Below are 23187 nucleotides of genomic sequence, written 5' to 3' on the forward strand. Positions count from 1 at the left end.
AGACGACGATGAAAGCTCATAGACGTAATAAATTGATCGCAATCTTGGCCGGCCTGACTTTATTGGCTGGGGCAGTGGCATTAGTATTATTTGCACTGTCTGAAAATATTAATCATTTTTACCCCCCAACTGAAGTTGCTCAGGGTAAAGCCCCGATGGATAAAACTATCCGTGTCGGTGGGCTGGTTTCATATAATTCGGTAAAGCGAGCTGAAGATGGTTTAAACGTCGAGTTCCAGATTACCGATAATCAAAATACGATGATGATTCAGTATGAAGGTATTCTTCCTGATCTCTTTAAAGAGGGGCAGGGTGTTATTGCTGAAGGTAAATTAGTTGAGGCAGATCGATTAGTAGCGACAAAAGTACTGGCTAAGCATGATGAAAAATATATGCCACCAGAAATCGAGCAGTCGCTGGAAAAATACGGCCACCCAGTCAAATCCAAGAAAGCAGAATATTAGGTATATAACTTGATCCCAGAAGTCGGAAATTTCTTACTGATTATGGCGTTTATCAACGCCATTTTCCTAGGTACTTTGTCTTTTTATGGTGCACAAACTTCGCATCAAGGCTTAATTCGTTTTTCAAAACGCGCTGCCATCAGTATTTTTTTATTGGTGTTGGCGAGCTTCGTGTGCCTGACAATCTCTTTTATTACTAACGACTTCTCAGTGGCTTATGTCGCTAACCATTCAAATACTCAGTTACCTGTTCACTACAGAATATCTGCTGTATGGGGTGCTCATGAAGGCTCCTTATTATTGTGGGTATTGATACTGACTGGCTGGATGGCAGCGGTAGCTCTGTTCAGTAAGTCGCTACCTTCGGCACTGGTAGCAAGAGTTCTGGGCGTGATGGGACTGGTAGCTGTTGGCTTTATCGCATTCACTCTCTTTACCTCAAATCCTTTTGAGCGCGTCTTACCTTTTATTCCAATTGATGGCGCTGACTTAAATCCTTTATTACAGGATTTTGGTCTGATAGTTCACCCCCCCATGCTATATATGGGATACGTTGGATTTTCAGTTGTATTTGCTTTTGCTATTGCCGGTCTTTTGCAGGGTGATCTCGATCACAAGTGGGCTCGTTGGAGTCGTCCATGGACTACGGTAGCGTGGATTTTTATGTCACTGGGAATCGCTTTAGGCAGCTGGTGGGCATACTATGAGCTTGGCTGGGGAGGCTGGTGGTTCTGGGATCCGGTTGAAAATGCTTCGTTTATGCCTTGGCTAGCCGGCACAGCTTTGATTCATTCTTTAGCGGCTACTGAAAAGCGGGGAGTGTTTAAGTCCTGGACGGTTTTATTGGCTATCATGACTTTCTCCTTAAGTCTGCTTGGTACCTTCCTGGTCCGCTCTGGAGTACTAACTTCGGTTCACTCCTTCGCTAATGATCCGGTTCGCGGACGTTTTATTCTGATCTTCCTGGCTATTGTAGTGGGAGCATCACTCTTAATTTATGCTATCCAGTCCAGCAAAATTCGCTCTAAATCAAACTTCGCTCTGTACTCTCGTGAGACAGCCTTACTGTTTAACAATGCCTTGCTTGCAGTGGTTACTTTCATGGTTTTGCTTGGTACCTTGCATCCATTGATTCAGGAAGCTTTTACCGGTGGTAAGTCGTCTGTCGGCCCTCCGTACTTTAACTTAATGTTTTCAATTTTCATGATTCCAATACTGATACTGATGCCTTTTGGTCAGCAGATAAACTGGAAGCAGCAGGAGTTGAAACCATTTTTGAAACAGTACTGGCTGTGGGCTATTGGCGCATTGCTGGTGGCAATGGCGATTGTCATCGTCCTTGGTGATTTGGAGCCGATGGCAGTAGTAGGTACTACATTGGGTCTTTGGGTGCTTGCTGGCTGTGCAAAATATATTTTAAGCCAGGCTTCAAAAAGTCAAAATATTGCGTCTGGTGTTAAAAAGATTAGCCGCAGTTACTGGGGAATGTTGGTCGCTCATCTTGGCGTCGCTATTACTGTCTTAGGTGTTGTTTTAACGTCTTACTACAGTCTTGAGAAAAATATCAAAATCAAGCAGGGCGAGACGGTTACGGTAGAGGATTTTGAGGTTGAGTTTTATGACTTTAAAAATACTCAGGGACCAAACTATATTTCTTCATCCGGTAGTTTCCGGGTCTTCTCTGATGGTGAGCTGTTAACAGAACTTCATCCAGAAAAGCGTAAATACAATGCTTCAAGGATGGTCATGACAGAAGCTGATATTGATGCGGGTTTGTTCCGTGACATTTATATGGCAATGGGCGAGCCTCTGGAAGATGGTGCCTGGGCTGTCAGTCTCTATTATAAGCCCTTTGTCCGTTGGATATGGTTAGGCTCTATCTTTATGGCGCTGGGTGGTTTACTGGCGATATCTGATAAACGTTATCGTGAAAAACGTCGTTTAAAGAAACAGAAAAAGTCTGAAGGTAATCAGTCAGGAGAGTTAGCAAGTGAATAAAAAAGCCCTTATGGCTGTTGGGCCGATTATTGTATTTCTGGTTTTAATTGTGTTTTTCTGGGTCGCCCTGAAGAATGATCCGAAAAAACTGAACTCAAACCTGATTGACAAACAGGTACCTGCTTTTGAGCTTCCAGCATTACAAAATCCTGAGCAGCTTTTCACTGAGGAAAGCTTACCCAAAGAGTTATTTCTAATGAACATCTGGGGCTCCTGGTGTGGTCCCTGTCATATTGAACACCCCTACTTGATGAAGTATTCGGGTAAGTATGAAATTCCTATTGTCGGAGTAAACTATAAAGATGAGACAATAGACGGTTTAACCTTTATAAAGGAAAAGGGTAATCCGTACCACATGATCATCGCTGATCAGCAAGGGACTTTAGGGATTGATCTCGGTGTCTACGGCGCACCAGAAACATTCATTGTGGACAAGAATGGAACTATTCGCTTTCGTTATGTGGGGGTGATTGATGACCGCGTATGGAGCACAAAGTTACTACCCATTATGGAGCAAATTAAAGGTTCGGAGATTAAGCCGGTAACAGTAGAGTCTAAGGGGCAATAATGAAAAATATATTCAGTATCTTAATGTTTCTTATGAGCGCGCAAGTTTTAGCCGTCATTGAAACCTATGAATTTGAAACCCAGGCGCAGGAACAGTTATATACTGAAATTATCCATGAGTTACGTTGCCCAAAGTGTCAGAACCAGACAATAGCTGAGTCCAATGCAGGACTATCTGAAGACCTGCGATTCATTGTTTACCAGAAAGTTATGGATGGTGAATCGAAGAGAAGTATCCTAAGGTATATGCAGGAACGCTATGGTGACTTTGTTCTATATGACCCACCAGTAAAACCTGCAAACTATTTTTTATGGTTCGCCCCTTTAATTGTCTTCGTCATTATTTTGGTTATTGTTTTGGCCAAAGTTGGTCGTCGAAAAGTAACTCCTGAGGAATAAATACTGATGATAGTGTGGTTGGCTTTAGTTTTATTAGTATTGGTCTGGGCGGCATGGCTGTTCAGTGATATCTTCAGTGGTCAAAAGCGAATTTTGATCTACCTTTCAATGCTATTATTGGCTACAGCTGCTTCGTTGGTCAGTTATAAATATATTGGCGCACATAAAGAGCTGAAAGCTACCGCACAGCTTCATGAAGATCTCAAAGGGCTAAGTCTGAAAGAACTTGCAGACAAAGCAGAACAAAAAGATATTTCTATTCAAGACTTATTGGCTGAGCTGAGGCTGAGGGCCGAAGCTGATCCACGAAATTTTGACAAGTGGAAGGAAATGGGAAACATTTTCCTTCGCTTTGGTGAGATAGCTCTTTCCGAGCAAGCATTTACACGGGCCATCGATATTAAACCTGAGCCCGCAGTGCGTCTTGAGTTTGCACGAAACTTTATTGACCAGGGTAGTAATGAAGCCTATGAGTTTGCAGAAAGACATATCAATATGGTTTTGATTAATAGCCCCAACCATGAAGGAGCGCTAATGTGGCAGGGTGTTAATCACTTTAAACAGGGAGAGTTTGAACAGGCCATACCTTACTGGGAGAGGATTCTTGGAATGAAAGAGCCAGGCAGTAAGGGAGCTGAATTAATTCAACAGCAAATAAATCTGGCGAAAAGACAGTTAAAACTGGCACAGATGAATTTTGTAGGTGTGATCGTTGATAATGTTGATGAGTTACTGCTGACTCGTTATAAAAAAGCATTTGTTCTAATCCGTAATGAAGCTGGCGGCCCTCCAATTGCAGTAAAGCCTTTGCAACTTTCCTCACTGAATCAGCCCTTACGGTTATCTCCAGGGGATGTCATGTTACCGGACGTTAATCTATGGGACGCAGAAAACGTCTACATAGAAGTGAGACTCTCACAGAGCGGTATGGCTAAGCCTGAAGCCGGTGATCGATATGGTAGAACTCCTGTCTTAAACAAGCTGACACCTAGTAAAACGTTTCACATAGAAATCACAGAAGTTGTGGAATAGTCTTTCCAGACTCTAAATTACGTGACATTATTCTCAAAAAGTCACAAATTTGAACTGTTTTTTGAAATTTTGTAACAAATTCGGTTATGTTGGGTCTAAGTCTCTGAATAATTTAACTAAACAGTGTAATAGGAGAAAGTCTATGTTGAACAAAGATAAAGTAAAGTTAGCCGCAATCGTAAGTGCATCAATCGCAGCTTCAGCTGCTGGTGGCGCTGCAGTAGCTAGTGACAATCCTTTCGAATTAAATGATCTTCAAGCTGGATATGAGCTTGCTAAATTTGACGGCCATGGTGAAGGTAAGTGTGGCGAAGGCAAATGCGGCGAAGAAGGCAAAGCCGAAAAAGAAGGCAAGTGCGGTGAAGGCAAGTGCGGCGAAGAAGGTAAAGCCAAAGAAGGTAAATGTGGCGAAGGCAAGTGCGGCGAAGGCAAGTGCGGCGAAGAAGGTAAAGCCAAAGAAGGTAAATGTGGTGAAGGTAAATGCGGCGAAGGTAAAGCTGAAAAAGAAGGTAAATGCGGCGAAGCTTAATCATCACCATTCGTTATGTAAGGCAGTAGCATAGCTGCTGCCTTATCTTCTTTAGCTTTTCTACTCTAATTTTCAACAAAACAGGTGGTATTTTGTATCCAGTAAGTGGCACAGGATTAGGTCTAAGACGTGATTTCATGAAAGAGTTTGATGCATTAAAAAGCTCAAACGTTGATTTTATGGAAGTGGCGCCTGAGAATTGGCTACCTTTTGGCGGGAATCTAGAGCAGGTGTTTGGCGAGTATGCTGAACATTTTCCTTTCGTAATTCACGGTTTATCCTTATCAATCGGTGGTCCTTCACCTCTTGATACGGCGTTTGTTAAAGACGTCGCTAAGTTTATTAAACGCTACAATATACGTTGCTACAGCGAGCACTTGAGTTACTGTAGTGATGACGGTCATATGTATGACTTAATGCCGATTCCTTTCACGGAGGAGGCTGTACATTATGTTGCCGATAGAATTAAGCAGGTGCAGGATATCATTGGTCAGAGACTGGCTATGGAAAACGTATCCTACTATGCTGCACCTGGACAAGAAATGTCGGAGCTCGAGTTCTTTAGAGCTGTGCTAGAAGAAGCTGACTGCGACATGTTGCTCGATATTAATAATATTTACGTTAACAGTATTAATCACCGCTACGATCCCGAAGAGTTTTTATTGGCCTTGCCCAAAGATAGGATCGCTTATGCTCATATAGCAGGGCACTACGACGAGGCTGACGACTTGAAGGTTGACACTCATGGTGACAATGTGAAGCCTGACGTCTGGGCTTTATTGGAAACTGCGTACCAGCACTTTGGGGTATTCCCAACGCTGCTTGAGCGAGATTTTAATATCCCTCCAATGGCCGAATTATTGCTGGAAGTCGATCATATTAAAAAGCTTCAGGATAAATACAGCTCAGACTTAACCACTGGTAGTGCTATTGCCTAGGGAGAATAGAGACGTGACTGAGCCACTCCCTAAGTTTCAGAAAATTCAGTACGAATTTTCTAAAAACCTGAGGAATCCTTCAGAAAACGAGGCGCCGCAGGGTATTGAAGCTAGAAGAATGAAGATATATCAGGATTTGTTTTATAACAATATCCAGAACTTCTGTCGAAACAGCTTCCCAGTGCTTCACTCCATTACGGAGGAGGGGAAATGGCATCGAATGGTTCGCCAGTTTTTCACTGACTACAGAGCGGATTCCCCCTACTTTATCGATATTTCAAAAGAGTTTCTTGATTTCATCACCAACCACCGTGAAGCAGAGAAAGATGACTGGCCCTTCATGCAGGAGCTGGCTCATTGGGAGTGGATGGAAATATATATGGTCTCGGCTAAAGACAATATTCTTTCCGTGCCACATGAGCGTAACGGCGACTTAATGAATGAACCTGTTGTGGTGTCTCCACTGGCTCAAAGTCTGGTCTATGAGTATCCCGTTCATCGCATTGGTAAAAGCTACCTACCGGATGAGGCTCCCGAGCAGCCAACATTTTTACTGATTAGCCGTAATCGAAAGCATGAAGTTGACTTCATGCAGGGAAACCCCATGACCTATCGGCTTCTGGAGATATTCATTGAGCATAAAGAAGGTGGAGAGCAAATTACAGGGGTGCAAGCTCTGAAGCAATTGATAGAAGAGACTCAATTCCCCAATCCTGAACAGTTGCTTAATGGCGGACGTCAAATATTAAATAGTTTGCTGGAACGTGACATCCTGCTGGGAACTGCGTAATTAGTTAGTAACTACCGCCTCTTTTGTGGTTCCGCAATTTTTATCACGGTGCTAAAATCAGCAACCATAAATTGAGCAAACTAAGTCGTTTGAAGGATTGATGTAGAGTTCACTTCTTCTTGGATAAGCTATTTACAGAATTGTATAGACCGCTCGCTTGAGCTGGTCATACTTCTTTTTGTGCTTTATGATTAGCGACATTAACAAAATATAGGTTATTAAGGAATGAGACTTAACCATTTTATAATGATTTTGTCAGTACTCTTGCTGGCGGGCTGTACAACTACTGGTGAAAATCCTAAGGACCCTTACGAGGAACAAAACCGGGCAGTATGGGAATTCAATAGAAGCTTAGATAAAGCAGTCCTAAAGCCTGTTGCGCAGGGGTATCAGTACGTTACACCTGATCCCGTTGAGAAGGGTGTATCCAACTTCTTTGATAACCTCGGTGAGATTTCAAATATCGTCAATTCACTATTCCAGGGCAAGGTTGGTCAGGCAGGGAAGAGTACTGGACGCTTCTTGATTAACAGTACCATTGGCCTGGCAGGATTATTAGATCCTGCTACAGAAATGGGTATTGATGAAGAAGAAGAGGATTTTGGTCAGACCCTGGCTGTCTGGGGCTTCGACTCAGGGCCTTTCCTGATGTTGCCATTCCTTGGGCCATCTAACCCTAGAGATGGTGTCGGTTTCGCGGTAGATGCGTTTGGTATCTATAGTCCTTACGATGAACTAAATGATGAGCAGACTGAGTGGGCATTGCGCTCGCTTTGGTTGGTAGACATGCGAGCTGAACTTCTACCATTAGAGGATCAGCTTGAAGAAGCCCTTGACGAGTATCTCATGGTAAGGGATGCTTACTTACAACGCCGTGAGTTTTTAATATATGACGGCCGTCCGCCGATTGAAGATGAATGTGAGTTTGAAGAAGACTGTGAGGAATGGTAATTCTTCTGGGATAAAAAATGCCGATAGAGTTTAACGACACATTAGTAATCGCGATATCTTCCACAGCTTTATTTGATCTAGCTGAAAGTCACCGTATATACATGGAAAGTGGTGTTGATAGCTACGCACAATATCAAATTGATCATGAAGACGAACTTTTGAAGCCAGGCGCAGCATTTGGGCTGGTAAAAAAACTATTGTCTCTAAATGAAACTCATAAAGATACTCCTCGAGTTGAAGTCATTCTATTATCCCGAAACAGTGCAGATACAGGGCTTAGAGTCTTTAACTCTATCGAAAGTCATAGTCTGCAAATTACCCGGGCAGCATTTACCTCCGGCAACAGTCCTTACCTCTATGCAGAAGCCTTCGGTGCACATTTATTTTTATCGACTAATCCAAAAGATGTAATGCAGGCAATTAATGCTGGAATAGCGGCCGCAACCATTGTGTCACCAACCCAGTCAGGTAACGGCAGTGATATTATAAAGTTCGCTTTTGATGGTGACGCGGTGCTGTTTTCCGATGAAGCGGAGCAGATATTTCAAAAAGGCGGGCTGGAAGAATTTACTCGCTCCGAGAAGCAGTCTGCACAAAAACCATTGGAAGGTGGGCCATTTAAAAACTTTCTGTCAGCATTGCACAAACTACAAAAAGAATTCACTCAGGAAAACTGTCCTATACGTACTGCTTTAGTTACCGCACGCTCGGCTCCTGCCCATGAACGCGTTATCCGAACCCTGCGTTATTGGGATATCCGTATTGATGAGGCGCTGTTCTTAGGTGGCATGGATAAAACCAAGTTTCTTAAAGCCTTTGGAGCGGATGTGTTCTTCGATGATCAGGAAGGGCATATAGACCGTGCTAAAGGGCACATCCCGAGTGGCCATGTGCCTAATGGCGTAATTAATGAGTAACTCTTCCAGTCGATAAACTTGTTTCTTAAAGCCAGTTTTCGCTGTAACTATTCTAAAAAGCTCCCCTTTTCTTGCTATTTCTATTGGTTTACGGCATGTTTGCTGTAGTCAAAATAATTGGGAAATAGTATGAAGCTTCTCTTTTCTGTTCTGTTATTTGCATTATCTGTAAGCCTAAACGCTAAAACGCTTGATGCCCCACAGCGTACCGAGGGCGAAGGTCCTTATGAGCGCTTAATTCTAAGAGGCGGTATTGTCATTGATGGCAAAGGTGCGCCTCCTTTTGGGCCTGTTGATATTATTATTGAGGACAATATTATTGTTTCCGTGCAGTCTGTCGGAGCGCCAGGTGTACCGATAAAAGCATCAAGCCGACCAAAGGCAAATGAAGGTGATAAAGTTATCGATATTTCCGGACATTATGTGCTACCGGGCTTTGTGGATATGCACGGTCATATTGCGGGAAGTGTCGATGGATTACCTGCTGAGTATCCCTTTAAGCTATGGCTGGCGCACGGCATTACGACAGTCAGAGAGCCAGGTAGCTTTAACGGGCTTGACTGGACATTGAAGCATCAGGAGTTGAGTAAAGATAATGATATTACTGCTCCAAGAATCGTTCCTTATGTTGGTTTCAACATGGACTGGGATAAAGAAATTACCACACCAGATGAAACTCGTCGCTGGGTTCGGCATGTAGCTGATAAAGGTGCTCAGGGTATTAAATTTTTTGGCTTGCCTCGTCCAATGATGGAAGCAGCTTTGGATGAAGCGAAAAAACAGGGACTGGGTACCATGATGCACCATGCTCAATTGAATGTTGTTGGTACCAATGCCCTTGATTCGGCGCGAATGGGCCTGACTACCATGGAGCACTGGTATGGACTGCCTGAGGCATTATTTGAAGACAAGGTCATACAGGATTACCCACTCGACTATAACTATAATGATGAGTCGCATCGATTTACAGAAGCGGGGCGTTTATGGCAGCAGGCCGCTCCGAAAGGTTCTATCAAATGGAACAATGTTCGAGATGAACTTATTGATTTAGATTTCACTATTGATCCTACGCTGACTATTTATGAGGCTAGTAGGGATGTCATGCGTGCGCGAAATGCACCTTGGCATAAAGAGTATACACATCCAAAGCTAAAGGCTTTCTTTGAGCCTAACAGGGAGTCCCACGGCTCATATTTCTTCGACTGGACAACACAGAATGAAATAGACTGGAAAGAAAACTATAAGATTTGGATGAGTTTCTTAAATGACTATAAGAACCATGGTGGCCGGGTCACTACAGGTTCGGACACAGGGTATATTTATAAAATATTCGGCTTTGGTCTAATCCGAGAGTTTGAGCTACTTCAGGAAGCCGGATTCCACCCTTTAGAGGTCGTTCAGTCTGCAACCATTAAGGGTGCTGAAGCGCTGGGAATGGATCATAAAATTGGAACTATCCAGGCAGGCAAGCTTGCAGACTTAGTCATTGTTGAAGAAAATCCTATTGCAAATTTTAAGGTGCTTTACGGCACAGGACATTATCGTCTTGGGTTGGATAACAAAGCAGAGTATGTTGGCGGCGTAAAATATACCATTAAAGACGGTATTATTTTTGATGCTCGCCAACTTCGGGAAGACGTAAAGCAGTTAGTGCAACAGGCAAAAAAAGCTAATTAAGCAAATCCTGCAAGGCTTCATTGAGAGTGGGATACTCGAAGGTGAAGCCGCTTTCCATCAGTTTTTTGGGGTAGACCCGTTGTCCGGTTAATAGCATTTTCGCCAACTCACCAACGAGCAGTTTTAGGGCAAACTCTGGGACCGTTGCAAATGTAGGGCGTCCTAGCACTTTACCTAATGTTTTGGTCAGGCCGTAATTAGTCACAGGCTCTGGCGCTGTAAGGTTAAATGCACCTTGTAGTTCGCTATGTTTAATTAGATACATCACTGCCCGTACATGGTCACTAATATGAATCCATGAAAAATATTGGTTACCGGAGCCGAGTTTTCCACCGAGTCCAAACTTAAACGGTGGAAGCATTTGCTGCAAAGCGCCTTCGTGACCAAGTACAACTCCAGTACGGATACAGCATACACGGAGCCCCAGATTTTCAGCACGGTAAGCAGCGTCTTCCCAGCGAGTACATAATCTGACTTGAAACTCGGAGCCATTGCCAGAAGTGGAGCTTTCGTCCAGTTCCTCGTTGCCACGAGCACCATAAAAGCCAATGGCTGAACCGTTAATTAGGGTATGGGGTTTATGTTCTTGCTGCTTAATCCATTCCAGCAAGTTTTCGGTGGTATTGAGGCGGCTATTGACGATGGTTTCTTTATAACTGTCCGACCATCGCTTGGCGGCAAGATTCGCTCCTGCCAGATTTACCACTACATCAATGTCATTAACGTCCTGCAAAGACTCAACAAGTCTGACTTCTTTTAACACGGGGTATGCTTTGTATTTATCAGCCGAACGTGTCAGTACGGTGACTTTGTACCCTTTAGCCTGTAGTAACGGTATGAGGTTACGACCTATAAAACCAGTTCCACCTGTGATCAGTACTTGAGACATAACTTCCCCCTTTCTGTTGTTATATCAATAATATACTAAAACGTTTGTAGATAATAAGTGAACAATGTGGGTTATTCAGAAGTTATTGAACTGTGGGCAGGGAAGAGAAACCCAGTCACCTTGATACGATAAAGGTGACTGGAATTGATTGATCAACACTCAATAATATGAACAGCGAGTCCGCCTCGGGCGGTTTCTTTATATTTGTCACGCATGTCCTTACCGGTCGCCCACATGGTCTTAATCACCTTGTCCAGCGACACTTTATGCTTTCCATCGCCACGCATGGCGAGACGGGAGGCATTGATTGCCTTTATTGCGCCCATTGCGTTTCGTTCAATACAGGGTACCTGAACCAGGCCACCAACTGGGTCACAGGTTAGACCTAAGTTGTGTTCCATGCCAATTTCTGCGGCATTCTCAACCTGTAGAGGCGAGCCTCCGAGAACTTCGGTTAAAGCACCTGCTGCCATAGAGCAGGCCGTTCCTACTTCGCCCTGACAGCCAACTTCTGCGCCCGAAATGGATGCGTTTAATTTATACAGGACACCAATAGCTCCGGCGGTTAATAGGAATCGAACCACGTTCTTCTCATCAGCGTTTTTATGGAAACGCATATAGTAGTAAAGAACGGCAGGGATGATGCCAGCAGCACCATTGGTTGGTGCCGTTACCACTCGTCCACCTGCTGCATTTTCTTCGTTAACAGCAAGAGCATATAAATCCACCCAGTCCATCGTTGCCAGAGTGTCCGAGGTGTTATTTTCCGATTTGAGTTTACGGTAGATGCCATGTGCCCGACGTTTAACTTTAAGACCGCCCGGTAAAACACCTTCACGATTACAGCCGCGCTTGATGCACTCTTCCATGGTGTGCCAAATTTCAAGTAGCTTAGCACGCACCTCTTCTTCACTGCGCCACGACTTTTCGTTTTCCATCATCAAGGTGGAAATGCAAATACCTTCTTCCTCGCAGATATCGATGAGCTCTTTTGCCGTGCTGAAGGGATATTTAACTTTTGTATCGTCTTCTATGATAGGGGAGTCTGCAGTAACGTCATCATTCACTACAAAACCACCACCGACAGAATAGAAAGTACGCTTCGCAATTTCATTACCATTGTCATCGTAGGCATAAAAGATCATGCCATTGGCGTGCTTAGGTAAGGATTTTTTGCGGTACATGACAAGGTCAGCTTCTTCGTTGAAATTGATGTACTTGTCGTTATTTAAATATATTTTTCCTTCGCCGCGAATCGTTTCCAGGCGCTCGGGAATAATATCAGGATCAATTTCTTCTGGTAAATGACCCTCAAGACCGAGTAACACGGCAGTATCAGAGCCGTGGCCTTTACCGGTCGCACCAAGCGATCCATAGAGTTCACTGACAACGCGTTGAGTGGAATCTAATAATTTTTCTTCTGTTAAAAACTCAATGAAGCGATGAGCAGCACGCATCGGCCCAACTGTGTGTGAGCTCGAAGGCCCAATACCGATGCTGAACATGTCAAAAACACTAATTGCCAAAGTTTTTACCTCATTAAAAATCTATTCTTTCATTGTACTGGTTAAGGATAGCAGTGGCTACGAAAGTCGAGGGCTGTGCGGTGCTAATCCGACCAGTTGTTTATAACTTTTCTATATATGAAGAATGGCCAATGAGCTGAGAGAATTTTACGATAATGCTGGCTGTTGCACCCCATATGTTCCAGCCATCGTAAGGTATTGAATATATGGAATAATTCTTTCCACCGAATTCACGATATGAGTGAATCTGGTTGTCGGGGTCGCAGACAAAGTCCAGAGGAGCTTCAAAAGCATCTGAAACCTCATCCTTACAGAGATCCAGTTCCATATCGTGTGGAATGATCCCAACTACCGGCTGAATCAGAAATCCTGTGGTTGTGGGTTGCAAGGGGAGTTTACCCATAACATTGATGTGATGTTGCTGAATACCAACTTCTTCTTCTGTTTCCCTGAGTGCTGTATGGATCAAGTCATCATCGGTATCATCCATACTGCCGCCGGGAAAACTGATTTGCCCCGCATGATGACGAAGATGTTCTGCACGTTGCGTTAATAACATGTGGAGACCATTATCACGTTCAATCAGCGGTACCAGAACGGCACTGGGACGCAATTCTGCAACCCTTGGTGTTATCTCGCCAGAGGCATCTAATGCGGCCTGAATTTGCTGTAAAGTGATCATATTAGTCTTTTAATACTGGCAATATCTTGCTGAGTTTATGTAAGGTTTCATCGTATTCGCTCTCCGCTTCGGAGTCCGCGACCAAGCCACCGCCACCCCAGGCGTAAATATGGCCTTTGTCAGTCACTAAGCTACGGATGGCGATATTGGAATCTAAAAAACCTCTATAGTCATAATATAACATTGAGCCGCAATAAATACTGCGTCGATGAGGTTCGAGCTCTTCAATTATCTCCATCGCTCTGACTTTCGGTGCGCCGGTTATCGAGCCTCCCGGAAAGCAGTGTTTAAGTAACTTAAAAGCGTCGCTGTCAGGAGCCAGGTCAGCTTCGATGGTACTGACCAGATGGTGGACCGAAATAAAGGACTGTAACTCAAACAATTTGCTGACCCTCACGGAACCAACTTCAGCATTGCGCCCAATGTCATTTCGTAAAAGGTCAACGATCATTAAGTTTTCTGCACGATCTTTTTCACTTCGAATTAGCTCGTCAGCCAGACTTTGATCCTTATCTGCATCTGGACTTCTGGGACGCGTACCTTTTATCGGCTGCGTTACCACATGCTGCTTTTTATTTTTGCCTCGTCCTGTTGGGAATATCTGAATGAAGCGCTCCGGTGATAGCGATAAAATTTGTTGTTCACCCACATTCATGTAAGAAGAGAAGGGGGCCTGGTTATGCTCGGTCAACTTCAGATAAGCATTCCATGGGTCTCCCTTAAAAGTAGCAGAAAAACGTTGCGCTAAATTGACCTGATAACAGTCACCGGCATGGATATAGTGTTGGACTTTATTGAACCGCTCAATGTAGTCTTCTTTACCCATGTTGCTTTGCCAGTCGGAAGTAAGACTGAAAGTCTCTCGTTCTCGATCATAGCCTGATTCATACAGGTTTTTGAATTCACATATGATATCTTTCCAGTAGTTATTGCAATAGTCTGAAAATTTAACCAGAAAGCTTTTGTGATTAATATGGTCGCTAATGTAAGCCCATTCATATAAACCAAAGGCAAGCTCAGGTAACTTGATATCGTGTTCTGCGATGCTCGGCAGCTGCTCTACGTAGCGGCCAGCGTCATAACTGCAGTAACCCGCGATGCCGCCATGAAAAGGTAGCTGTTGAAGTTCTTCGGGGAGACGGATGGCTTTTTTTAATCCAGCCTGATAGAACTGTTTTAAATCCTCAAACGGTTCGTTTTGAAGCTCTCCTATCTCCATCCCCGTAATATCCGTTCTGCCATCACTAAAACAAAACGTAGCTTTTGGGCGAGAAAGGATAATATCGAACTGAGCTGCCTGATGAATGGTTTTGCCACTATCAAATAATAAGGCCCATGGTTCATCGGCAAAATACCCGAACAAGGTTCTGACTTGTGAAGGATCGCGATAGGGTAATTCTATAAAATCTTGCTCTGACTGGTCTTTTTTCATGCAATTTGATTAAAAAGTAGTCTAAATGTTGTGCTGAATCATCTAATCCCCTGCAAAATTTGGGAAACGCCTGATCCAGCCTGTATAATGATGCACCGATTTTAGAGGTTTATGTGTGGCTTGTATAGCGAAGCCGACTGTAACAAAGACGATAGGTCATGACAGTGGCACATAACCTGAAAAACCATAATTCGGAGAGACCTCAATGGGCATGATTAAAGCCGAAGATTTTATCGAAAGTGTCGCGGATGCTTTCCAGTACATTTCATATTACCACCCAAAAGATTTTATCCAGGCCATGTCAGCGGCTTATGAAAAAGAAGAAAGTCCAGCTGCCAAGGATGCTATGAAACAAATTCTGGTCAATTCACGTATGTCTGCCATGGGCCATCGACCTGTGTGCCAGGATACGGGTATTGCCTGTGCTTTTGTCAAAGTGGGTATGGATGCAAGATTTGAAGGCGGTATGACAGTTCAGGAAATGGTCGACGAAGGTGTTCGTCGTGCCTATACCAATCCTGATAACCCGCTGCGTGCATCGGTATTGATGGATCCTGCGGGCAAACGCCTTAACTCTAAAGACAATACACCAGCAGTAGTACACGTAGAAATGGTCAAGGGCGATAAAGTCGAAGTGACCTGTGCCGCGAAAGGTGGTGGTTCTGAAAATAAATCAAAATTCGTCATGTTAAATCCAAGCGATTCGATCGTCGACTGGGTGGTTGAAACCGTTCCAAAAATGGGCGCGGGATGGTGTCCTCCTGGCATGCTGGGTATCGGCGTCGGTGGTACGGCTGAAAAGGCCATGGTTCTAGCGAAAGAATCATTGATGGATCCGATCAATATGCAAGACTTATTGAAAAAAGGTCCAGACAATAAAGTCGAAGAGTTACGACTGGAAATTTATGACGCAGTCAACAAACTTGGTATCGGCGCACAAGGCCTTGGTGGTGTGACTACCGTTCTTGATGTCAAAATCAAAGACTGGCCAACACACGCTGCATCAAAACCTGTGGCGATGATTCCAAACTGTGCGGCGACACGTCACATACACTTCACATTAGACGGTTCTGGTCCTGCTATGCTAGCCCCACCGTCTATCGAAGATTGGCCGGATATGGAATACGAAGCATCAGCCGATGCTAAGCGTGTCGATATGGACAACGTAACGCCTGAAGAAGTTGCCAGCTGGAAACCGGGCGATGTGCTATTGCTGAACGGTAAAATTTTAACCGGTCGTGATGCTGCACATAAAAAGATTAAAGATTTATTAGATTCTGGTGAAGGCTTACCAGAAGGCCTGGATTTCAAGAATCGTTTTATTTACTACGTTGGTCCGGTGGATGCGGTGCGCGACGAAGCGGTAGGTCCGGCAGGCCCAACGACTGCAACGCGTATGGATAAGTTTACCGAGATGATGCTGGATAAAACCGGCCTGCTTGGCATGATCGGTAAAGCCGAACGTGGTGACGAAGCCATCGAAGCTATTAAGAAACATAAATCGGTCTACCTGATGGCGACAGGCGGTGCTGCTTATCTGGTGTCTAAAGCGATTAAGAGCTCACGCGTTGTTGCGTTCCCTGAACTGGGAATGGAAGCGGTGTATGAGTTTGAGGTTGAAGATATGCCGGTGACTGTGGCGGTGGATTCTGGTGGTGAGTCAGTCCATAAGACTGGGCCGCAAGTTTGGAAAGTTAAGCTGGCAAGCTAAATTTAGCTTTGGCTACTGCGCTTGGAAATACTGCGTTAAAAATTAAAATTTAGATTTGTCATTTACTGTTAGTAAACTCCGCTTCTAAATTTGATTTTTTTGCCTTGTCTTTCCAGCGCTCGCTACGCCAAAGGTGAAATACTTGTCATTCTGGGCTTGAAACGGAATCTAGAAAATTGGTAGTGCTCCAAGAAGAGTTACAAATTAAAGAAGGCAAAGAATTATGAGTGCAGGTTTAAAATTAAGAAAGGCGGTTGAAGAGAACAATCCGCTACAGGTGATGGGTACGATTACAGCATACGCGGCGCGTATGGCAGAGCAGGTTGGTCATAAGGCGGTTTACCTATCAGGTGGCGGCGTTGCTGCCAACTCTCTGGGTATGCCTGATCTAGGTATTTCTACAGCAGAAGACCTATTAGTTGACATACGTCGTATCACTGACGTTTGTAGTCTGCCATTATTAGTGGATATCGATACCGGTTTCGGTGGTGCTTTTAACATCGCTCGTACCACGCGTTCCTTGATTAAAGCGGGTGCCGCGGGTTTCCACATGGAAGACCAGGTAGCTGCCAAGCGTTGTGGCCACCGTCCGAACAAAGAAATCGTCAGCCAGCAGGAAATGGTTGATCGCATTAAAGCGGCAGTCGATGCGCGTACTGATGAAAACTTCGTGATTATGGCACGAACGGACGCTTTAGGTGTCGAAGGTATGCAGTCGGCGATTGATCGTTCTAACGCCTGTCTAGAAGCCGGTGCGGATATGATTTTCCCGGAAGCAATGAGCAAGCTGGAAGATTATAAATATTTCCGTGAGCACGTGAATGCTCCAATTTTGGCGAACATCACTGAGTTCGGCCAAACGCCATTATTCTCATGCGAAGAATTAGGCGAGCAGGGCGTTGATATCGTGTTGTATTGCTGTGGTGCTTATCGTGCCATGAATAAAGCAGCAGAAACGTTTTATAGAGATGTTCTTGAGAAAGGCCATCAGCGTGACGTGGTAGAAATTATGCAGACGCGTGAAGAGCTGTATAACTACCTTGGCTACCATGAATATGAGCAGAAGCTGGATCAGCTTTTTGCCGAAGGTAAAGAAAAGTAATAACAGAAAATGATTATCAAGGCCGCAAGTAAGCGGCCTGATTGCAGAGAATTTAAATTTTAAAACAGGAGTAGATAGTATGAGTGAGTCAGTTTTACCAAAACCAAAAAAGTCGGTCGCCTTATCAGGTGTACCAGCAGGTAATACTGCCCTGTGTACGGTAGGTCGTAGCGGAAACGATTTACACTACCGTGGCTACGATATTTTGGATCTAGCAGAAACGTGTGAGTTTGAAGAAGTTGCTCACTTGCTAATCCACGGCAAACTACCAACCGTAGCAGAGCTTAAAAACTACAAGCGTAAGTTACAGGCGCTTCGTGGTTTACCAGCACTAGTACAGGATGCGCTTGAGCTAATTCCTGCTAATGCCCATCCAATGGACGTCCTTCGCACAGGTTGTTCAATTTTAGGTACAGTTCTTCCTGAACGTGAAAGCCAGCCGCTAAACGAAGCAAAAGATATCGCGGATCGCTTGATGGCGTCATTCCCGTCAATGCTTCTTTACTGGTATCACTTCTCGCACAATGGCGTGGCGATTGATCTGGAAACTGATGAAGAATCTATCGCTGGTCATTTCCTTCACCTGTTACACGGTGAGCCATGCCCAGATTCATGGGTGCGTGCGATGCAGATTTCATTGAACCTATATGCAGAGCATGAGTTTAATGCTTCAACCTTTACCAGCCGCGTCATCACAGGTACAGGTTCTGATATGTACTCAGCAATCTGTGGTGGTATCGGCGCATTGCGTGGTCCTAAGCACGGTGGTGCTAACGAAGTGGCGCTAGACATCCAGATGCGTTACGACAACCCGGACCAGGCGGAAGCTGATATTAAAGAGCGAATCGCTCGCAAAGAAATCGTGATTGGTTTCGGTCACCCGGTTTATACAACGGGCGATCCTCGTAACAAAGTGATCAAAGAAGTAGCGAAAGAATTGTCTGTGGAGCAGGGCGACACTAACTTGTTCAACATTGCAGAGCGTCTAGAAACAGTGATGTGGGACGAGAAGAAAATGTTCCCTAACCTGGACTGGTTCTCAGCAGTGTCTTACAACAAGATGGGTATCCCAACATCAATGTTCACGCCAATCTTTGTAATGTCACGTATCGCTGGTTGGTCTGCACACGTAATGGAACAGCGTCAGGACGGTAAGATTATTCGTCCGAGCGCGAACTATACGGGGCCTGAGCCGCGTGAGTTTGTTGAGATCGACAAACGTTAATATCATGACTGGCCTTTGGCGTCGATAATTTTGTTAAAAGTTCACTTGAAATCCTCAATTACCTGTTAGGTAACCTCCGGTTTCTCGTGAACTTTTGCCGCATTCTCAACGCCAAATATACAGTCTTTGAGTTTTTAGTGAAAATTTAAGGCTAAAAAATCATTTTAATGAAATTGGTTACGTCATTCCCGCGAAGGCGGGAATCTCTGGAGCCAAGCAACATTAAAAGATTCCCGCCTTCGCGGGAATGACTCTGATACAAGGAGTCATTCTGAGGTAATTCAGGAGCTTTTATAGGTTGGGTTAGAGGCTTTGAGCCTCGTAACCCAACAATTTGCCAGACTTTTATATTGCCGAGTGACATTAATTCTTTATGCTTTTTTATTGAAGGCATTACAAACACGAAGAGACCACATTTTAAGAGATGAATACGAACTATAGAAAAAAACTTGAAGGTACTGACTTAGATTATTTCGACACGCGTCAGGCGGTCGAAGACATTCAAGAAGGTGCTTATGACAAACTTCCATACACCTCGAAAGTTCTGGCTGAGAATTTAGTTCGCCGTTGTGATCCTGAATCATTAACGGATAGCTTAAAGCAGCTGATCGAACGAAAGCGTGATTTGGATTTTCCATGGTTCCCGGCGCGCGTTGTGTGCCACGATATTCTTGGTCAAACCGCGTTTGTTGACTTAGCCGGTCTACGTGATGCTATCGCAGAAGGTGGCGGCGATCCTGCGCAGGTAAACCCGGTCGTTCCTACTCAGTTGATTGTAGATCACTCGTTAGCCGTAGAGCATGGTGGTTTTGAGAAAGATGCTTTCGAAAAAAACCGCGCGATCGAAGAGCGTCGAAACGAAGATCGTTTCCACTTCATTAACTGGTGTAAAACAGCGTTCAAAAATGTCAACGTTGTACCACCGGGTAACGGTATCATGCACCAGATCAACCTGGAGCGTATGTCACCAGTGATTCAGGCTCGAGATGGCGTTGCTTTCCCAGATACTCTTGTTGGTACTGACAGCCACACGCCAATGGTTGATGCGCTCGGTGTTATCGCTGTAGGTGTTGGTGGTCTAGAAGCGGAAAGTGTGATGCTGGGTCGTGCGTCTTACATGCGTCTTCCGGACATCGTTGGTGTTGAACTAACAGGTAAACCGCAACCGGGCATAACCGGCACAGATATCGTATTAGCCATTACTGAATTCCTACGTAATGAACGTGTAGTTTCTGCGTATCTTGAGTTCTTCGGTGAAGGTGCTGCACACCTGACGTTGGGTGACCGTGCGACGATTTCCAACATGACACCAGAATATGGTGCAACTGCTGGTATGTTCTACATTGACCAGCAAACGATTGATTACTTAAAACTAACTGGCCGTGACGATGAGCAGGTTAAGTTAGTCGAGCAGTATGCAAAAGAAACTGGCTTGTGGGCTGATGGTTTAACTAAAGCAGAATACGAACGTGTACTGACTTTTGATCTGTCTTCAGTAGGCCGCAATATCGCAGGCCCTTCAAATCCTCATGCACGGGTTTCTACAACAGACTTGGCGAGCAAAGGTATCGCTAAGCACGTTGAAACGGAAGAAGGCAAAATGCCGGATGGCGCCTGTATTATTGCAGCGATTACCAGCTGTACCAATACCAGTAACCCTCGCAACATGATTGCTGCTGGTATTATTGCACGTAACGCCAATAAGCTTGGCTTACAGCGTAAGCCATGGGTAAAAACGTCTTTGGCTCCCGGCTCAAAGGCGGTAACGGCTTATCTGGAAGAATCAAAACTGCTTCCAGAAATGGAAAAGCTTGGCTTTGGTGTCGTTGGTTATGCCTGTACGTCTTGTAACGGCATGAGCGGTGCGCTGGATCCAAAAATTAAGCAGGAAATCGAAGAGCGTGACTTATATTCGACTGCCGTGTTGTCGGGCAACCGTAACTTTGACGGTCGTATTCACCCCCACGCTGACCAGGCGTTCCTGGCATCGCCGCCATTAGTTGTGGCTTATGCTATCGCTGGTACTATTCGTTTTGATATCGAGAAAGATGTGTTGGGTACGGATAAAGACGGAAACCCAGTGACCTTGAAAGACATCTGGCCAACCGATGAAGAGATTGATGAAATTATTTCCGAGAGCGTAAAACCACAGCAGTTCCGTGACGTTTACGAGCCGATGTTCAATGTTAAAGTTGATATGGGCGATAAAACGGACCCATTGTATGACTGGCGTCCAATGAGTACCTACATTCGTCGTCCTCCGTATTGGGAAGGCGCATTGGCTGGCGAACGTTCGATGAAAGATATGCGTCCATTGGCTGTATTGGGCGACAACATCACAACCGATCACCTGTCGCCATCGAATGCCATCCAGAAATCGAGTGCAGCGGGTGCTTACCTCGATAAGATGGGCGTACCGGAAGAAGACTATAACTCATACGCCACTCACCGAGGTGATCACCTGACGGCACAACGTGCAACTTTTGCTAACCCGAAATTGTTGAACGAAATGGTTCGAAATGAAGACGGTAGCGTTAAGCAGGGTTCATTGGCGCGTCTTGAGCCGGAAGGTAAAGAAATGCGCATGTGGGAAACCATTGAAACCTACATGGAGCGCAAACAGCCGTTAATCATTATTGCCGGTGCTGACTATGGACAGGGTTCTTCACGTGACTGGGCAGCGAAAGGTGTTCGTCTGGCGGGTGTTCAGGTGATTGCTGCCGAAGGCTTTGAGCGTATCCACCGTACCAACCTAATCGGTATGGGCGTGTTACCGCTTCAGTTCGAAGAGGGCACAACGCGTAAAACTCTAAATATCGACGGTACTGAAACGTATGACGTTGAAGGCGAGATTGCACCGGGCGCGACGATGACTCTGGTGATTAAGCGTAAAGACGGCGAACGCGTAGAAGTACCTATGATTTGTCGTCTGGATACAGCGGAAGAAGTTTCTATTTATTCAGCGGGCGGTGTACTTCAACGTTTCGCTCAGGACTTCCTGGCCGCTAGCTAAAATAATAAAGCACATCATCCCCACGACAGTGGGGATTTTTTGATTAATTAAAGGCAAAACAATGTCAAAAACGTTTCCTCCTCAAATCAAAATTCCAGCCACTTACATGCGCGGCGGAACCAGTAAGGGTGTTTTCTTTAACCTGACTGATCTGCCGAAAGAAGCACAGGTTCCGGGTCCTGCTCGTGATGCGTTGTTACTCCGTGTGATCGGTAGTCCCGATCCTTACGGCAAGCATACCGACGGCATGGGCGGCGCTACTTCAAGCACCAGTAAAACCGTGATTCTGTCAAAGAGCGAAATGGCTGGTCATGATGTCAATTATCTATTCGGTCAGGTCTCGATTGATAAACCGTTTATCGACTGGAGTGGTAACTGCGGCAACTTAACTGCGGCAGTGGGTTCCTTCGCTATCAACAGCGGCCTGGTTGATGCTGAACGTATTCCTGAGAACGGCCATGCTGAAGTTCGAATCTGGCAGGCAAATATCGAAAAAACGATTATCGCTCATGTACCGATTACTAATGGTCAGGTACAAGAAACTGGCAACTTTATTCTCGACGGCGTCACCTTCCCGGCGGCAGAAGTTCAGGTGGACTTTATAGATCCGGCAGGAGAAGGCTCTATGTTCCCGACGGGTAATCTGGTCGACGAATTAGAAGTACCCGGAATTGGTACTTTTAAAGCAACCATGATTACCGCAGGTATTCCAACGATTTTCTTGAATGCCGACGAAATCAACTTTAATGGCAAAACCTATAACGGCACAGAGTTACAGGAGGCCATCAATAGTGATGCTGATGCGCTTATTATGTTCGAAACGATTCGAGCCTATGGTGCTTTAAAGATGGGTCTTATAGAAAGCTTGGAAGAAGCCGCCGACCGTCAACACACACCGAAAGTCGCTTTCGTTGCCAAGCCTGCCGATTATGTATCGTCTAGTGGCAAAAACATCAGCTCCAGCGATATCGATCTTAACGTACGCGCACTGTCCATGGGTAAGCTTCACCACGCCATGATGGGAACAGCCGCTGTAGCCATCGCAACCGCGTCGACTATTCCAGGAACAGTAGTAAATCTGGCAGCCGGTGGCGGTGATCGTCAGAGCGTTGTGTTCGGACATCCTTCAGGTACTTTAAAAGTAGGCGCTGAAACCGAGCTTAAAAACGATCAATGGATAGCTAAAAAAGTATTCATGAGCAGAAGCGCACGAGTGCTAATGGAAGGCTGGGTAAGAGTGCCGGCTGATAACTAAAAACTGTAATTAATAAAAATATAACTCTAAGCGAGTATTCTAACCAATAGTGGCTGCGAGTTGTTTTATCTGTTTTAAATAAGGAAATGT

The 23187-nt window shown here is 44.9% G+C and carries 20 protein-coding genes; 16 read left to right on the plus strand and 4 right to left on the minus strand.

Features of this window, described 5'->3' with window-relative positions; translation table 11 throughout:
- The first annotated feature begins 8 nt into the window (after nt 1–8).
- The 11 genes from ccmE (at nt 9) to KS2013_RS04315 (ending at nt 10262) form a co-directional block, all read left to right on the plus strand.
- Complete coding sequence (gene ccmE / locus KS2013_RS04265) at nt 9–464, plus strand: cytochrome c maturation protein CcmE (RefSeq protein ID WP_068990212.1); 456 nt, start codon at nt 9–11, stop codon at nt 462–464.
- Nucleotides 465–473: 9 nt separating this feature from the next.
- The gene (locus KS2013_RS04270) at nt 474–2462 is read left to right on the plus strand and encodes a heme lyase CcmF/NrfE family subunit (protein ID WP_068990215.1); all 1989 of its coding nucleotides are present in this window, start codon (nt 474–476) and stop codon (nt 2460–2462) included.
- Nucleotides 2455–3030: a DsbE family thiol:disulfide interchange protein gene (locus KS2013_RS04275; RefSeq protein ID WP_228703730.1), complete on the plus strand. Its 576-nt coding sequence runs from the start codon at nt 2455–2457 to the stop codon at nt 3028–3030. The genes KS2013_RS04270 and KS2013_RS04275 overlap by 8 nt, the downstream gene beginning before the upstream one ends.
- Nucleotides 3030–3428: a cytochrome c-type biogenesis protein gene (locus KS2013_RS04280; RefSeq protein WP_068990217.1), complete on the plus strand. Its 399-nt coding sequence runs from the start codon at nt 3030–3032 to the stop codon at nt 3426–3428. Before KS2013_RS04275 ends, KS2013_RS04280 begins: the two co-directional genes overlap by 1 nt.
- A 6-nt stretch (nt 3429–3434) precedes the next feature.
- Complete coding sequence (locus KS2013_RS04285; protein WP_068990220.1) at nt 3435–4460, plus strand: tetratricopeptide repeat protein; 1026 nt, start codon at nt 3435–3437, stop codon at nt 4458–4460.
- Nucleotides 4461–4602: 142 nt separating this feature from the next.
- Nucleotides 4603–4989, plus strand: a complete 387-nt coding sequence (locus KS2013_RS04290) for an HvfA family oxazolone/thioamide-modified RiPP metallophore (protein ID WP_068990222.1) — start codon at nt 4603–4605, stop codon at nt 4987–4989.
- Between the two features lie 92 nt (nt 4990–5081).
- Nucleotides 5082–5927 carry an HvfB family MNIO-type RiPP peptide maturase gene (locus KS2013_RS04295; RefSeq protein WP_228703732.1) on the plus strand — a complete coding sequence of 282 codons (846 nt, stop codon included), beginning with the start codon at nt 5082–5084 and terminating at the stop codon, nt 5925–5927.
- Between the two features lie 13 nt (nt 5928–5940).
- A complete protein-coding gene (locus KS2013_RS04300; protein WP_156768962.1) occupies nt 5941–6717 on the plus strand; it encodes an HvfC family RiPP maturation protein in 777 nt (258 codons plus the stop codon).
- A 246-nt stretch (nt 6718–6963) separates the two neighbouring features.
- A complete protein-coding gene (locus tag KS2013_RS04305) occupies nt 6964–7668 on the plus strand; it encodes an MlaA family lipoprotein (RefSeq protein WP_228703734.1) in 705 nt (234 codons plus the stop codon).
- 17 nt (nt 7669–7685) lie between these two features.
- Nucleotides 7686–8585 (plus strand): 5'-nucleotidase, encoded by a 900-nt coding sequence (locus tag KS2013_RS04310; RefSeq protein WP_068990234.1) that lies wholly within the window; start codon nt 7686–7688, stop codon nt 8583–8585.
- Between the two features lie 129 nt (nt 8586–8714).
- Nucleotides 8715–10262 carry an amidohydrolase family protein gene (locus KS2013_RS04315; protein WP_068990238.1) on the plus strand — a complete coding sequence of 516 codons (1548 nt, stop codon included), beginning with the start codon at nt 8715–8717 and terminating at the stop codon, nt 10260–10262.
- On the opposite strand, the gene KS2013_RS04320 is transcribed toward KS2013_RS04315, so the two are convergent.
- The 4 genes from KS2013_RS04320 to pabB all read right to left on the minus strand — a co-directional run bounded on the left by KS2013_RS04320 (nt 10255) and on the right by pabB (nt 14791).
- On the minus strand, nt 10255–11151 hold the full coding sequence (locus KS2013_RS04320; protein ID WP_068990240.1) for a TIGR01777 family oxidoreductase: 897 nt from the start codon (nt 11149–11151) through the stop codon (nt 10255–10257). The genes KS2013_RS04315 and KS2013_RS04320 overlap by 8 nt on opposite strands.
- A 152-nt stretch (nt 11152–11303) precedes the next feature.
- Nucleotides 11304–12677: an L-serine ammonia-lyase gene (locus KS2013_RS04325; RefSeq protein WP_068990243.1), complete on the minus strand. Its 1374-nt coding sequence runs from the start codon at nt 12675–12677 to the stop codon at nt 11304–11306.
- Between the two features lie 100 nt (nt 12678–12777).
- The gene (locus KS2013_RS04330) at nt 12778–13359 is read right to left on the minus strand and encodes a CoA pyrophosphatase (protein ID WP_068990250.1); all 582 of its coding nucleotides are present in this window, start codon (nt 13357–13359) and stop codon (nt 12778–12780) included.
- A gap of 1 nt (nt 13360) precedes the next feature.
- Complete coding sequence (gene pabB / locus KS2013_RS04335) at nt 13361–14791, minus strand: aminodeoxychorismate synthase component I (RefSeq protein ID WP_068990253.1); 1431 nt, start codon at nt 14789–14791, stop codon at nt 13361–13363.
- Nucleotides 14792–14996: 205 nt separating this feature from the next.
- Here pabB and KS2013_RS04340 point away from each other — a divergent pair, with 205 nt between their 5' ends.
- From KS2013_RS04340 to prpF, 5 genes are all read left to right on the plus strand, one after another.
- Nucleotides 14997–16502 (plus strand): fumarate hydratase, encoded by a 1506-nt coding sequence (locus tag KS2013_RS04340; RefSeq protein WP_068990255.1) that lies wholly within the window; start codon nt 14997–14999, stop codon nt 16500–16502.
- Between the two features lie 223 nt (nt 16503–16725).
- Nucleotides 16726–17604, plus strand: coding sequence for a methylisocitrate lyase (gene prpB, locus KS2013_RS04345; protein ID WP_068990258.1), 879 nt, complete (start codon nt 16726–16728; stop codon nt 17602–17604).
- Between the two features lie 79 nt (nt 17605–17683).
- Nucleotides 17684–18829, plus strand: coding sequence for a bifunctional 2-methylcitrate synthase/citrate synthase (gene prpC, locus KS2013_RS04350; protein WP_068990262.1), 1146 nt, complete (start codon nt 17684–17686; stop codon nt 18827–18829).
- 424 nt (nt 18830–19253) lie between these two features.
- Nucleotides 19254–21842, plus strand: a complete 2589-nt coding sequence (gene acnD / locus KS2013_RS04355; protein WP_068990266.1) for a Fe/S-dependent 2-methylisocitrate dehydratase AcnD — start codon at nt 19254–19256, stop codon at nt 21840–21842.
- A 61-nt stretch (nt 21843–21903) separates the two neighbouring features.
- The gene (gene prpF / locus KS2013_RS04360) at nt 21904–23097 is read left to right on the plus strand and encodes a 2-methylaconitate cis-trans isomerase PrpF (protein WP_068990269.1); all 1194 of its coding nucleotides are present in this window, start codon (nt 21904–21906) and stop codon (nt 23095–23097) included.
- Nucleotides 23098–23187: the final 90 nt, after the last annotated feature.

Source organism: Kangiella sediminilitoris, assembly GCF_001708405.1.
Taxonomy (GTDB): domain Bacteria; phylum Pseudomonadota; class Gammaproteobacteria; order Enterobacterales; family Kangiellaceae; genus Kangiella; species Kangiella sediminilitoris.

Bases quoted from the DNA above. Each gene is read 5' to 3' on its own strand.
- acnD (WP_068990266.1), top strand. From the start codon at position 19,254: ATGAATACGAACTATAGAAAAAAACTTGAAGGTACTGACTTAGATTAT.
- KS2013_RS04280 (WP_068990217.1), top strand. From the start codon at position 3,030: ATGAAAAATATATTCAGTATCTTAATGTTTCTTATGAGCGCGCAAGTT.
- KS2013_RS04315 (WP_068990238.1), top strand. From the start codon at position 8,715: ATGAAGCTTCTCTTTTCTGTTCTGTTATTTGCATTATCTGTAAGCCTA.
- prpB (WP_068990258.1), top strand. From the start codon at position 16,726: ATGAGTGCAGGTTTAAAATTAAGAAAGGCGGTTGAAGAGAACAATCCG.
- prpC (WP_068990262.1), top strand. From the start codon at position 17,684: ATGAGTGAGTCAGTTTTACCAAAACCAAAAAAGTCGGTCGCCTTATCA.
- KS2013_RS04310 (WP_068990234.1), top strand. From the start codon at position 7,686: ATGCCGATAGAGTTTAACGACACATTAGTAATCGCGATATCTTCCACA.
- KS2013_RS04340 (WP_068990255.1), top strand. From the start codon at position 14,997: ATGGGCATGATTAAAGCCGAAGATTTTATCGAAAGTGTCGCGGATGCT.
- prpF (WP_068990269.1), top strand. From the start codon at position 21,904: ATGTCAAAAACGTTTCCTCCTCAAATCAAAATTCCAGCCACTTACATG.
- KS2013_RS04320 (WP_068990240.1), bottom strand. From the start codon at position 11,151: ATGTCTCAAGTACTGATCACAGGTGGAACTGGTTTTATAGGTCGTAAC.
- pabB (WP_068990253.1), bottom strand. From the start codon at position 14,791: ATGAAAAAAGACCAGTCAGAGCAAGATTTTATAGAATTACCCTATCGC.
- KS2013_RS04330 (WP_068990250.1), bottom strand. From the start codon at position 13,359: ATGATCACTTTACAGCAAATTCAGGCCGCATTAGATGCCTCTGGCGAG.
- KS2013_RS04285 (WP_068990220.1), top strand. From the start codon at position 3,435: ATGATAGTGTGGTTGGCTTTAGTTTTATTAGTATTGGTCTGGGCGGCA.
- ccmE (WP_068990212.1), top strand. From the start codon at position 9: ATGAAAGCTCATAGACGTAATAAATTGATCGCAATCTTGGCCGGCCTG.
- KS2013_RS04305 (WP_228703734.1), top strand. From the start codon at position 6,964: ATGATTTTGTCAGTACTCTTGCTGGCGGGCTGTACAACTACTGGTGAA.
- KS2013_RS04290 (WP_068990222.1), top strand. From the start codon at position 4,603: ATGTTGAACAAAGATAAAGTAAAGTTAGCCGCAATCGTAAGTGCATCA.